Annotated in this window: 7 protein-coding genes; 4 read left to right on the forward strand and 3 right to left on the reverse strand. The window is 73.1% G+C overall.

Features of this window, described 5'->3' with window-relative positions:
- The first annotated feature begins 162 nt into the window (after positions 1-162).
- The 3 genes from ADY01_RS10470 (at position 163) to ADY01_RS10480 (ending at position 6,145) form a co-directional block, all read left to right on the forward strand.
- A complete protein-coding gene (locus ADY01_RS10470) occupies positions 163-1,257 on the forward strand; it encodes a WD40 repeat domain-containing protein (RefSeq protein ID WP_159001104.1) in 1,095 nt (364 codons plus the stop codon).
- Between the two features lie 16 nt (positions 1,258-1,273).
- Positions 1,274-3,739 carry a WD40 repeat domain-containing protein gene (locus ADY01_RS10475; RefSeq protein ID WP_049569588.1) on the forward strand — a complete coding sequence of 822 codons (2,466 nt, stop codon included), beginning with the start codon at positions 1,274-1,276 and terminating at the stop codon, positions 3,737-3,739.
- A gap of 210 nt (positions 3,740-3,949) precedes the next feature.
- The gene (locus ADY01_RS10480; protein WP_049569592.1) at positions 3,950-6,145 is read left to right on the forward strand and encodes a protein kinase domain-containing protein; all 2,196 of its coding nucleotides are present in this window, start codon (positions 3,950-3,952) and stop codon (positions 6,143-6,145) included.
- Positions 6,146-6,289: 144 nt separating this feature from the next.
- Here the strand turns inward: ADY01_RS10480 and ADY01_RS10485 are convergent, their stop codons facing one another.
- Positions 6,290-7,678 (reverse strand): glycoside hydrolase family 6 protein, encoded by a 1,389-nt coding sequence (locus ADY01_RS10485; protein WP_049569595.1) that lies wholly within the window; start codon positions 7,676-7,678, stop codon positions 6,290-6,292.
- 561 nt (positions 7,679-8,239) lie between these two features.
- Between ADY01_RS10485 and ADY01_RS10490 the strand changes: the two genes are divergently transcribed.
- Positions 8,240-10,294: a glycoside hydrolase family 48 protein gene (locus ADY01_RS10490; RefSeq protein WP_049569598.1), complete on the forward strand. Its 2,055-nt coding sequence runs from the start codon at positions 8,240-8,242 to the stop codon at positions 10,292-10,294.
- Between the two features lie 89 nt (positions 10,295-10,383).
- On the opposite strand, the gene ADY01_RS10495 is transcribed toward ADY01_RS10490, so the two are convergent.
- Positions 10,384-11,439 (reverse strand): phosphotransferase, encoded by a 1,056-nt coding sequence (locus ADY01_RS10495; RefSeq protein ID WP_049569600.1) that lies wholly within the window; start codon positions 11,437-11,439, stop codon positions 10,384-10,386.
- 860 nt (positions 11,440-12,299) lie between these two features.
- A complete protein-coding gene (locus ADY01_RS10500; RefSeq protein ID WP_049569602.1) occupies positions 12,300-12,806 on the reverse strand; it encodes an acyl-CoA thioesterase in 507 nt (168 codons plus the stop codon).
- Between the last annotated feature and the right edge of the window lie 85 nt (positions 12,807-12,891).

Here is a 12,891-nt window from a genome sequence, read left to right on the forward strand (position 1 = left end):
GAACGGGCCGCCCTCGCGGGGGACGGTGGGCCCCCGTCCCCCGCGAGGGCGGCCCGTTCCGTACGGGACTTTGCTTATGGGCACACGGGGGTGGCCGATCCGCGCCCACCGGCCCGTGCAAGGCGGTCTCCGTCCGCGGCGGAGCGGTTTAAGGTCCGTGTCATGGCTGTTCGGCACCTGTGTGATCCCGGGGACTTGGACATCCGCCGGCCGCTGCCCGGCCGGCCCGCCGTGGCGCAGCGCGTGACGGCGGTGGCCGTCTCGGAGGGGGTGGAACGGGTCGCGGTGGCCACCGCCGCGCCGTGGTTCCCCGGCTTCGGCGAGCTGCTGCTGTTCGACCTCGCCGAAGGCGGACCGCCCGGGGATGGAGCGCCCGAGGGCGGAGCGCGTGCGGCGGGAGGCGCCCCGGAGCGGGGGAGCGGTCCCACGCGGCTGGGCGTGGCGCGCAGGACGCCGGGTGTCGCGGTGCGCGACCTGCTGTTCGGTCCCGGGGGGACGGCGCTGACGGCGTCGTTCGGCGGGACGGAGGAGCAGCATGTCGGCCAGGTCGCGCACTGGCCGCGGCTGGGCGCCGGGGAGCGGTGGCGCCGGTCGATCAGCAGGCCGTTCTACGCCGGATACGGCGATTTCGGCGGCGTGCGGCTCGCGGTGAGCGGCGACGGGGCGACCGTCGCCGGGTGCGACCAGAGCAGCCGCAGCGTCGTGGCCTGGTCGGCCGCCGACGGGGAGCAGGTGGCGGACCCGGTGGGGATCGGCGGCAGCGAGGCCGTGGCGGTGGACGCGGACGGCTCGCGGCTGGCGTTCCGGCTCTGCCGCCCGTACGAGCGCGCCCCCGAGGGCGCCGTCGCCGTGCTCGACCTGCGCACCGGGGAGGTCGAGACCCACCTCACCGGCGTGACCTGGTGTTCGGGCCTGGTCTTCGCCCCGGACGGGAGGTCGCTCGCGGTGGTGGGCGCCGCGGACGGCGCGGCCGTGGCGGTGATCGTCGCACTCGACGGAGGGGGGACGGCCGGGCTCAGGCTGGCCGGGTTGCCGGGCGAGGCCAGGCAGCAGGTCGTCCGGCCGGTGTGGGGCCCGGCGGGTCCGCGCGCCGCGGTCCGGGCCGGGCGGACCGTGACCGTCTGGGACCTGGCCGACGGCCGGGACCTGCTCTCCGTCCCCGACCTGGGCCGTTCGACGGCCTGGGCGCTCAGCCCCGACGGCCGCGCGCTGGTCGTCGCAAGCCCCGCGCACGTGCGCGCGTACGACCTCGGGTGAGGCAAGGAACGACGTGATGACAACGGTGCAGTCCCTGCTCGACTCCCGCCCAGGCCGGGCGGGCTGGTTCCGGATATGCGGCCTGCTCGAAGGGCTCGACCAGGAGCGTCTCGACGCCGTCACCTCCCGGGTGCTGCGCTGGCCCGCCGCCCAGCGCCCGATGCCCGACCACTGGTGGGCCCAGTGGGTCGCGGGTGACGTCCGCCCCTACCACGCGCTGGCCGGAACGCGCCGCCTCGGCCGGCTGGACAACGTCGAGACCGGAACGGTGCCGTTGCCGGTCGAGGACGACCGGGAGGAGGGCGCCGACAGCGAGAGCGCCTACTTCTTCGGCGGCGCCAGCGCGGTGGCCGCGCCGCCGGGGCTGCGCTGGGCGGTGCTGGCCGCCGCCGCGGAGTGGCACCACAACGGCGGCGACATCGTGCGCTGGCACACCACCAGGGACGCCCCGCTGGTCTGGTACCTCAGCGGCGGCGAGTACTACGACGAGGCGTACGACATCGCGGTCAGCCCCGACGGCGAGACCGTGGTGACGGCCGTCGAGGGCGCCTGGCACGCCTGGTCGGCGCGGACGGGCGAGCCGTTATGGCAGGTCAGGCCGTGCCTCGGCGAGGAGGAGGAGGACGCCCCCTTCGGGCGGGACGACGTGGTGCGCTTCGCGTTCTCGGGCGACGGGGAACGGCTCGCGGTCGGGACCGGCTCGACGGACGTCGTCACCGTGGTCGAGGTGGCCACCGGCAAGGTGCTGCTGCGCGTGCCCGAGGGCCAGGACGCGTTCGGCCCGGTCGCGCTGGACTCCGGGGGCCGGCTGCTGGCGCACGCGGGCCCGGCGGGGCGCGTGGTGGTGCGAGAGGTGGTGACCGGGGTGCTGCTCGCCACCGCCGAGACCGGGCTGACCTCGGTGGGCGCGCTGGCCTTCGCGCCGGACGGCGACGCCCTGTTCGCGGTGGGCGGGGCCGTCGGGGGCGCGCCGGAACGGGCGGGCCTGGCCACCGCCGCCTGCCCCGCGGCCCGGGTGGTCGCGGTGCACGGCTCGGAGGGCCCGGTCGGCGCGCTGACGCTGACGCCCGGCAGGATGCTGCGCCCCGAGGGCTTCGCCGAGGGCCTGGACGCGGACGCGCCGAGCGCCGCGCTGACCGCGCGGGCCATCTGGACGCAGGCCGGGCCCTACGGCTTCATCGGCGCCGACTTCGGCTCGCTGCTCTTCGACGGCGAGGGCAGGACGCTGTGGGCCGATCCCGCCGCGGCCATCGCCGCGTTCACGCCCGACGGCCTCGCGCTGGTCACCGTTCAGGACGACATCGAGGCGTGGTTCCTCGCGGGACTCGCCCCGTCCCCGGACGCCGGGCCCCCGCCGCCGCCCGAGGCCGGGCCCGGCACGGTGCTGCTCGACGGGCTGCCGGCCGCCCTGGCGGGCGGGCCGCGCGACGCGGCCCCCCTCCCGTGCTCCCACTGGTCGATCCCGGTGGCCGCGGTCTCCAACGGCGGCGTCGCCCTGGCGTTCGGCGCCAAGCTCGAACGGGACTCGGCCGACCGCCCGCAGGTGCTCTGCCGCTGGCCCGAGCCGTTCGAGCGGCCCGGCCCCTCCGGCGCGGGGCCCAGCGTCGCGCTGCTGCCGCGGGTCCCGGACGCGGCCTACCTCGCCGACCTGGCCTTCGTCCCGGGCGGCGACGCCGTGGCGCGGGCGCTGCTCGGGGAGGGCTCCTGCGTGGTCCTCGACGACGCCTACGGCGGCACACCGCGCTGGCGCCATCCGCTGCCGGCGACCGCACCGTACGGCGAGGAGCGGCTGCGGCTCGCGTTCAGCCGCGACGGCTCCCGGCTCGCGCTCGCGCTCCACACGGCGGGCGCGGTCCATGTGCTGGACGCGGCGACGGGCCGGACGGTCCGCATCGTCGCCGAACCGGTCGCGCACCCCGACCACTGGCGGGGCGTGCGGGTCGAGGCGGCGGCGCTCGACGCGACCGGCGCGCGGGTCGCGCTCGGCGCGCGGGACGCGCAGAGCCGCGTGGTGGTGCGCGACGTGGGAACCGGCGCGGCGCTGGTGCGCGCGGAGCCCGCCGGGCTGCGGCAGATCACCGGGCTCGCGTTCGCGCCCGACGGCACCGAACTGGCCGTCGCGGGCTCGACCGACCGCGGCCACGCGGCGCTGTGGCTGCTGCCGCTGCCCGAGGGCGGGGAGGCCGAGGCGGATCCGGCGGCGCCGGTGAAGGAGCTGACCGAACGGCCCCGGCTCGCCGTCCCCGACCTGCCGATGCACGACCAGCCGGACGGCGCCCTCGTCTGGTCGGCGACCGGCGGGCCCCGCGCGTACTTCCCCGGCAGCCATGGCTGGGGCGCGGTCTGGGAGGCGCGCGGCGGAACGGTGGTGGCCGAGATCCCGTTCGGCCGGGCGGACGGGGCGGTCGCCCTCTCGCCCGACGGGGACACGCTGGTGACGGTCACCCAGTTCGGCGCCCGCCGCTGGCCGCTCGGTTCCTAGGACGCGGTCGCCGTCCGCGCCGGGCGCCCTTTTCCCGGCAGCCGCCCTCTGACACCCTGGGGCGCAGACGCGATGCCGACGGGGGGCGTGCGGGGGTGATCTCCGCCGTGGCGCTCCGCGCGCCGGAGCACACCCGGGGGTACGCCGGTGTGTTCGGGCGCTGGTTCCGGTCGGCCGCCGCCGGAACCGGAACCACCGAGGAGCGCCGAGGTGAACGACATACGGACCGTCCTGCGTCTGACCGAGGGGGACGCCGCCGCGGAGGCCGAGTTACTGGGCTGGGCGACCCGGACCTGGGAGCGGGCCCTGCGCCAGATCCCCGTCGAGGCGGGCGCGTTCAGGTTCGAGCTGGGCCGCTCCTGGGACACGGTCATCGAGGACCTCCACCGCTGGCGCCAGGCGTTCCACGCCCGCCCCGAGCCCGACCGGCTCCTCGGCCGCCCCCTCGTGGGCCACCTCGGCGTGCTCCTGGTCACCCTGGTGTCGCTGCGCCACTCCTACGCCCGCCGCTTCGGCACCCCCGGCGACGGGCACCCACCCGGTCTGGCTTGCGCGGACCTGTGCGTGCCGACGCTCCAGGAGCCCGCCGTCCGCGAGGCGCTCTGCGCCCTGTACGCCCCCGGGAGGTCCGCCGACCTCCGCGCGGCCCGCGCCGAGTGGCGGCGCCTCGACCCCACGAGCCTCACGTTCCACCGCCACGGCACGACCTCGTTCATCCTCCAGGGGCGCTCCGTCCTCGTGCAGGGGCACCGCCGCCAGCTCGCGCTGAAGTGCATCCTCCTCCCCTACCTCCGGGTCCCGGCCATCTCCGAGGCCACCGGCAGCTACATGTCCCGCTACGGACGGCAGAGCACGGACATGCGCCACCTCGCCCAGGTGTGGGCGAGCTGCGGCAAGTGGATCATGATGAAGTTCGTGGAGGGCAAGACGCTGGCCGAATATCTCGGGGGACAGCCGCCGCGGCCGGGCCTCAGAACCGACCTGCTCGGAGAGCTCGGGCCGAAGCTGTTCGACGCCCTCGCCGAGCTGGAGAGCGAGGGGCTCCACCACGGCGACCTCTCGCCCTCGAACATCATCGTCCAGGAACCCACCCCCGGCACGAGGTCGCTGGTCCTGGTGGATCTCGGCGTCAACTACCTCTACTCGCACGCCGTCTCCGGCTCCGAGGGGCCCGACGCCGGGTACGTCGCGCCGGAGATCAGGAACAGCGGCCGGGAGTCGCTGCGCGCGGACGTCTACTCGCTCGGCCTGCTGCTGGTCGCCATCGCCGGCGCCCCGAACGGCTGGCCGGAGAGCACCACCCTCCTGCCCGACGAGCTGTACGCCGAGTCCCCGGTGCTGGCCCGCCTCGTCGAGGACCTGACCGCGGGCGAGGAGCGGAACCGCCTGCTCATCTTCCGCCCCGACCCCGGGGCCCCGCTCTTCCCGCAGCTGGCACGGCACTTCAACGAGGAGCTGGAGGCGGTGCTGGCGGCCAGGGAGGGCCGGGCGGAGGGGCCGCGGGACCTGCTCACCCCGTTGAACGGCGCGCCGCGCCGGGCGTGGCGGATGTGGCGCATCCGCCGGAGGCAGGACATCTACCGGGACGGGCGCGGGATGTACGTGCGCTGGCTGATGTTCACGTCCTGGGTCGCCGCGAGCGTCTTCTACACCGCGGGCCTGATCATCCTCTACTGGTGGCTGCGGGACATCGGCTGGGACTGGGGCAACCAGCCGATCAGCGTGCTCCAGTGGGCCACGGGCAGCTCCGAGGAGGAGTTCCCCTTCCTGGACGCGCTGCGGCAACCGACCTACCCGGTCGAGGACTTCTCGGGCAGCCTGGCCGTTCGCCTGGTGGCCGTCAGCAGCCTGCTGGCGGGGATCCGCCACTACCAGAACGTCCTGGCCGGGATCACTCCCCTGATCACCGGCCCCGGGCAGGGCGGGCTGACCGCGCGGGCGCGGTGCGCGGAGGTGGCGATCAGGCTGTGGGGGGTCGCGGCGGCGCTGGCGTGTCTGCCCCCCACGCTGGTGCAGCGGGACTGGTGGCCGATCGCCCTCGCCGCCGGGGTCACCTGCGGCTTCCTGTGCAACTTCTGGTGCATGTCCTTCAGCCGGACCGCCATCGCCCGAGCGCGCGCCGAAGGGCTGTCGACCGTGCCGCCGGGCACGATCCCCGGGCTGCGCAGACTCGTCAAGTGGACCTGGACCCACGTCTTCTACCTGTGCATCGTCTGGGTCATCGGGCTGCTGATCGTGCACGGCCAGCTCCAGGACGAACGCATGTACGCGATCCTCGTGGCCCTGATCAACGTGGACCTGTACGTGCGCAGTTGCAGCGGCAGCACGGCGGTCTCCGTCCGCGCCGGGCTGACCCGCGCCTGCCTGGCGGCGGAGCGGCTGCGGTACCTGCCCCGCACCCCGTGACGCCCGCGCCGAACGCCCGCGGGCGCGCGCCGGTCCCGCACGCACCGCGCCCCGGACGCACCGCGCCCCCGGTGCCTGGGAGGCAACGGGGGCGGGTGCGTGGGGGGTGGCGTCCCTCAGATCCGGTCCGGCGATCCGGTCAGATCACAGGGGCGGGTAGGCGTTCGCCAGAAGCTCCTCGAACTGGGCCTGGAACCAGTGGCCCGAGATCGGGGCGCCGTCCAGCGCGCCGGACATGTTGTTCTGGTTGCGCGGGTTCCCCTCGTAGGTGGGGTCGCACATCCGGTCGAAGCCCTTGCCCTCGTCGTTCGGGATCTCCTCGCTGGAGCCGTCCGACTCACCCGGAGGCTTGATCCAGGTGTAGGCGTCGATGTTCGCGGCGGGCGACGCGGTGGGCCGCTCGCCGAGGCCGGCACCGGACTGGTTGCACCAGTTGCCGAGGTGGATACGGCGGTCGTAGCGGCCACCGTCGACATACTCGTCGGCGGAGGTCTCGGGACCGGGTCCGCTCGGACGCTCCGAGCCGCCCCAGCCGTTGCGCGAGGTGTCGATCACGACGCCGAGGCCCGACGGGAAACCGGCCCCGGGTGCCGCGTCCGTGGCGAACGCCTGGGCGAACGACTGCTCGTCGACGTAGTTGTTCCAGTCGATCCACGAGCTCTCGCTGCGGATCGGCTGGCCGCCGATGGTGTCGCCGATGGCGAAGTTGTCCTCCACCGTGGCGCTGTAGTTGGCGGTGTTGGCGGCGAAGCCGTGGACGTCCTCGGGTGAGGCGCCTCCGGCGTTGGCGGCCTCGAACAGCAGGTCCGCGGTGGCCTGGAAGTTGTCCTCCCAGCCGATCCAGCCGTGGTGCCCGATGTCGATGTAGTTGTACACGTTCGGGTTGGCGCCCAGCGTGGCGACGTTGTAGCCCACGCCCTCGACGTAGTTGCCGTTGGCCAGCATCACGTCGCACTCCGGCGTGGCCGTCTCACGGCTGCCGACGTTGGTGATCAGGTTCGGCAGCGAGTCGATCTCCACGATGTTGATGATGCGGAGGTCGGCGTAGGCCGGGTCCGACACGATCTCGTTGATCGGGTCGATGAACTCGCTCTTGTAGACGTCGATCTCTTCCGGGCCGAGCTCGCCGTTGGAGGCGAGCGCGGCGCAGTCGCGACCGGGCAGGTTGTAGGTGACGATCTGGATCGCGTCGGCGCCCTGGGCGACCGCCTCGTCCAGGTGCTCCGCCAGACCCATGGTGTTCGAGCCGGCCGAACCGCCGGTGATGGCGGCCCTGCTGTCCAGCCACACGGCGGTGGGCTGGTCGGCGATCGCCGAGCCACCACCCTCGGTGGCGGCGGCGGCCCAGTCCGGGTTGACGTAGAGCTGCGCGCCCTCGTAGGGGTTGTCCACGCGCTGGAGCACCTGGGCGTCGTCACCGGCTGACGCGGTGTTCAGGGTGGTGAAGGTCAGCGCCGCCGCGCCGACAAGGGCGCCCGCGATCATGACGGGCCGCCGGCGTAGTCGGCGGTGTGGGGGGTTGGTGCGGCTCATGCTGTTAATCCTCCGGATGGTTGCGTACGGCAGATGCCGAACGGCGTCGGGTGCCGTCGCGGCTCGGGGACGGGCCGCCACGGCGACCCGGGAAGCCGGCGCCGAGACGTTTCCCTTGGCCCGCCGCATGCCCACACGTGCTGACGTCGCCGGCCACGGGCGGGGCCGGAGAACAGACCGATGACGGGTCTCGACGGCAGGAACGCCGGAGCGAACCTGGCCGAAGGCACGGGGGTACTCGCCACTGCTCCTGTGCGGAGCACCGGGGAGATCGTGGGGGGATGTGGGGGTTGTGGGGGTACATGCTCGGAGCGGCTCCGGGTCGTCGCAGCGCGCCGTCCCCGGCGCCTGACAGTTTGGGACCGCTCCCACTGGTTGAAGGGACCGTAGGCCACAACTGCCCTTCCCGCCAAGGGGTCGTTCGAGAATTTACCGCTGACCTGCCATGCAGGAGCCGGATTTCGCATGGGTCTTGACGTGTGCAGTCCATTGCTCAAAGCTTGGGAGCGCTCCCACTGGTCACGAACAGCTCCTCACCCCACGAGCCGCGAGGAGGACGCGATGCGGATCCGCCGTGGATCACACATCGAGACCCCGACCAGAACAAGACACCGCACGTCCCGGCGCCTCTGGGTCGCCGGGGCCGTGGCCCTCTCCCTGCCCCTCGGTCTGACCGCGGCGGCTCAGGGCAACGCCAGCTCGCCCTTCGGCGACGAGCCCGAACTCCTCCAGTACGAGGAGCAGTTCCTCACCCTCTACGAGACGATCAAGGACCCGGCGAACGGGTACTTCTCGGACGAGGGCATCCCCTACCACTCCGTCGAGACGATGATCGTCGAGGCACCCGACCACGGGCACGAGACGACCTCGGAGGCGTACTCGTACCTGATCTGGCTGGAGGCCCAGTACGGTCAGGTCACCGGCGACTGGGCTCCGTTCAACGACGCCTGGGCGCTGATGGAAGAGTGGATGATCCCCAGCGCCGACGAGCAGCCGACGAACAGCTTCTACGACCCGTCGTCGCCGGCCACCTACGCGCCGGAGTCCAACGACCCGGCGGACTACCCGGCGCAGCTCGACACCGACGTGCCCGTCGGCGACGACCCCCTCGCCAACGAGCTGTCGTCCACCTATGGCACGGACGACATCTACGGCATGCACTGGCTCCAGGACGTGGACGACGTCTACGGCTACGGTGACGTCTGCGGCGGGACGGCGGGCGACCCGACGTTCATCAACACCTTCCAGCGCGGTCCGCAGGAATCCACCTGGGAGACCGTCACGCACCCGTCCTGCGACGACTTCAGCTACGGCGGCGAGAACGGCTACCTCGACCTCTTCACCGGGGACGCCTCCTACGCGCAGCAGTGGCGTTACACCAACGCGCCGGACGCGGACGCCCGCGCCGTGCAGGCCGCCTACTGGGCCAACATCTGGGCCGGTGAGCAGGGCAACGCGGGGGATGTCGCCGAGACGGTCGAGAAGGCCGCGATGATGGGCGACTACCTGCGGTACTCCATGTACGACAAGTACTTCAAGGAGATCGGCGACTGCGTCGGTCCCTCGGAGTGCGCCGCGGGCAGCGGGAAGAGCAGCAACCACTCGCTGATGTCGTGGTACTACGCCTGGGGCGGCGCGGTGGACACCTCCGCCGGCTGGGCGTGGCGGATCGGCTCCAGCTACGCGCACTTCGGCTACCAGAACCCGATGGCCGCCTACGTCCTCTCCGAGGACGCCGCGCTCCAGCCGGAGTCGCCCACCGCGACGGAGGACTGGGGCAACAGCCTGGAGCGGATGATCGAGTTCTACACCTGGCTCCAGTCGGCCGAGGGCGGCATCGCCGGCGGCGCGACGAACAGCTGGGAGGGCCACTACGCCCAGCCGCCGTCGGGCACGCCCACGTTCTACGGGATGTACTACGACGAGCAGCCGGTGTACCACGACCCGCCGTCGAACCGCTGGTTCGGCATGCAGGCGTGGTCCATGCAGCGGCTCGCCGAGTACTACTACACCAGCGGCGACGAGCGGGTGGGCCCTGTCCTCGACAAGTGGGCCGACTGGGTCGTCAGCGAGGTCACCATCGGCGAGGGCGGGGACTTCCAGATCCCGGCCACGCTGGAGTGGAACGGCGCCCCCGACACCTGGGACCCGGCGAACCCGGGTGACAACGCGGGCCTGCACGTCGAGGTCACCGGCTACTCGCAGGACGTCGGCGTGACCGGCTCGCTGGCCAACGCCCTGTCCTTCTACGCCGCCGCCAGCGGCGACACGGCCGCCCAGGAGACCGCGTCGGGCCTGCTCGACGCGCTGCTCGCCCTCCAGGACGACCAGGGCATCACGGTCCCCGAGCCCCGCGAGGACTACTCGCGCTTCGAGGACGAGGTGTACGTCCCCGCCGGCTGGAGCGGCACCATGCCCAACGGTGATGTCGTCGAGCCGGGATCCACGTTCGGTTCGATCCGCTCCTTCTACCAGGAGGACGAGAACTGGCCGCAGGTGGAGGCGTACCTGAACGGCGGCGAGGTGCCGACGTTCGAGTACCACCGCTTCTGGGCACAGGCGGACATCGCCATCGCCCTGGCGACCTACACCCACCTCTTCGGAGCGGAAGAGTAGGTCATCGCGGCAGCGCCGCACAGCAGTTGAGAACCACCGAGGGCCCCGGTCAGCGCGGACCGGGGCCCTCGGGCCGTGCGGAACGGTAGCTACCGAGGCCGTGTGTCGTGCGCGGGCAGCGGGCGCAGCGTGGGCCAGCGCTCCCGCAGACGTGCGGCCAGGGCGGCGCTGAGGTGGCCGAGCGCGTGCAGACGGTCGTGGTCGCGGGTCTGGCCGGCGACCACGCCGAGCCGGTGGACGAGGCGCTCTCGGGCGGAGACGTGGCCCCACGCGAAGTCCTCGGTCGGCACCCGGGCGAGGTGGTCGACCGATTCGCGGTGGGCGCGTTCGACCAGTGCGTCGCCACGGATCAGCCAGCCGGCGCAGGCGTCGGCGAGATCCCCGGGGACGTCCGTGCCGGTGAGGCTCCGCCAGGTGGCACGGTAGACGTCCTCGACTTCCGCGAGCGGCGCGGCCGTGACCGACATCGCGCACCAGCAGGTCGGGAACCCGATGCGGAAGTAGGCGAGTTCGACCAGGCCGTTGCCCAGCGACGCCTGCTCGAAGTCGACGAAGCGGACGCCGGTGGCGGTGCGCAGGTCGTTGCCGGGACAGGGGTCGCCGTGCAGCAGCGCATGGTGGCTCGCGGGGTCGAGCCGGTCGATCAGGTCGGCGAGTTCGCGCGGCACGGCGGGCGGGACGGGGACGTCGAGCGCCTTGGCGAGGGCAAGGAACGACTCGGCGTCGGCGGCCGTCGGTCCGGACCAGGCGGGGAGCGTGCCCGCGTCGGGCGGCCCGGTGAGTGCGTGCAGCCGGGCGAGGGACTCGGCGTAGCCGGGCATCCAGTCGTCGGCCACCCCGAGATCGTCCAGGTGCTCCAGGACCATCACCCGGGACGCCGGGTCCGTTCCGAGCAGCGCGGGCGCGACGGCCGGCCGGGTGGCCCGCGCGGCGAGCCGCAACGCGGCGACCTCCCGCGCGAAGCGCGCGTCCGCGCCGGGCCCGGCCCCGCCTCCGTCGGCGATCTGCTTGACGATCACCCGGCCGCCCCCGCGCAACTCGACCCGCCACACCCGGGAGCGCGGGCTGCTGTCCAGGAGCGTGGCCTCCGTGGGGGAGCCCACCAGGGAACGCAGCTCGCCGCTGATCGGCAACGGGGTCGGCATGATGCCAGCGTATTGCGTGCCGCGGCGTGACCGCAGCCGGGCTGTCCTCTTATATCCGGGGCGGCCCGGGGCGGCATCGCGGCCGAGCTTAGGGCCTGTTCGGGGGGCGGCTTCTACGCCTGGCCTAGGTGGCGCACGGTCGCCCGGGTGTCTGTTTCGTGCGGATGCACGAAAAGAGGCACCTGCGGGGGAGGGTTCGTGGGTCGGGGTCGTCCCGGTGACCGGCAGGGTTGTCGGGTGGAAGAGGTGGGTGTCCGAACGGGCGCAGCGGATGACTCTGGTCTTGGGTCGGTCTGTGGGTGGGGGGTTGAGGTGGCGCGCACCCTTCGGGCCTGCTCTGGCCGCACGTATTCGTCGTTGCCCGCGCGCCGCCGGGGCTTATGTAGCGGGCCGGTGGGTTCGTTGCCCTATCGGGCATCGGAGGGCGGGGACTGTTTTCAAACGGCGCACGGTTTGTTTTCAACACTCTGTTTAAAACGAAGTGTTTCGCGTTTCAGAACAGTCCCCACCTCCAGATGCCCGAAGGGGCAGACGACCGCGCACCGCCACCACTGCCCGGTTGGGCAACGACCCCCACCGGCCCGGCGGATGACCAACAAGGGCACACAGAGGCGGCAGCAGCTGCGCGCCACCCCAGCCACAGCAAACAGACCGACCCAAGACCACCGTCATCCGCTGCGCCCGTTCGGACACCCGCCTCATCCATCCACAACCCTGCCGGTCACCGGGACGGCGAACACCCACGAACCCTCCCCCCGTAGGTGCCTTCCTCGTGCATCCGAACGACACGGACACCCGGGCAAGCCCGCGCCACCTAGGCCAAGCGTCGAAGCCGCAACACCGCCAGCCCCCACGGCCGTTCACAGAGGTCGGCGGCGTGACTCCAGGATCTCGCGGCGTCTGGCGAGCCGGTGGGTGCGCCGGATCTGCGCCTCCTGATAGCGGCGGCGGTCCCGGTCGTTGTCCGGAAGCACCGGCGGCACCGGGCGCGGCTTGCCGGTCTCGTCCACCGCGGCGAACACCAGATAGGCGGTGCCGACGCGGGTGGCGGGCGTCGACTCGTTCCACCGCTCGGCCAGGACCTTGACGCCGATCTCCATGGAGGTCCTGCCGGTCCAGTTGACCTGCGCGTGGACGTGGACGAGGTCGCCCACCTTGACCGGTTCGAGGAACACCATCTCGTCCATCGAGGCCGTCACCGCGGGCCCGCCCGAGTGCCGCCCGGCGACGGCCCCGGCCGCGTCGTCGACCAGCTTCATGATCACTCCGCCGTGCACGGTGCCGAGGAGGTTGACGTCGGCCTGCGTCATGATGTGCGACAGCGTGGTGCGCGAGGCGGCGGTGGGTTTCCCGGGTGGTTGGGCCATGAGGCCAGCGTAAGCCGGGGGCGCGCGCGCCGGCGGAATGCATCAGCTCTGCCACAGTCGGCCCCCGGGGTCCCGTTGATCAGGG

It is taken from the genome of Streptomyces sp. SBT349 (assembly GCF_001083795.1).
GTDB lineage: Bacteria > Actinomycetota > Actinomycetes > Streptomycetales > Streptomycetaceae > Streptomyces.

Coding starts and splice junctions, on each gene's coding strand:
- ADY01_RS10470 (WP_159001104.1), top strand. CDS start 163: ATGGCTGTTCGGCACCTGTGTGATCCCGGGGACTTGGACATCCGCCGG.
- ADY01_RS10485 (WP_049569595.1), bottom strand. CDS start 7,678: ATGAGCCGCACCAACCCCCCACACCGCCGACTACGCCGGCGGCCCGTC.
- ADY01_RS10500 (WP_049569602.1), bottom strand. CDS start 12,806: ATGGCCCAACCACCCGGGAAACCCACCGCCGCCTCGCGCACCACGCTG.
- ADY01_RS10495 (WP_049569600.1), bottom strand. CDS start 11,439: ATGCCGACCCCGTTGCCGATCAGCGGCGAGCTGCGTTCCCTGGTGGGC.
- ADY01_RS10475 (WP_049569588.1), top strand. CDS start 1,274: ATGACAACGGTGCAGTCCCTGCTCGACTCCCGCCCAGGCCGGGCGGGC.
- ADY01_RS10490 (WP_049569598.1), top strand. CDS start 8,240: ATGCGGATCCGCCGTGGATCACACATCGAGACCCCGACCAGAACAAGA.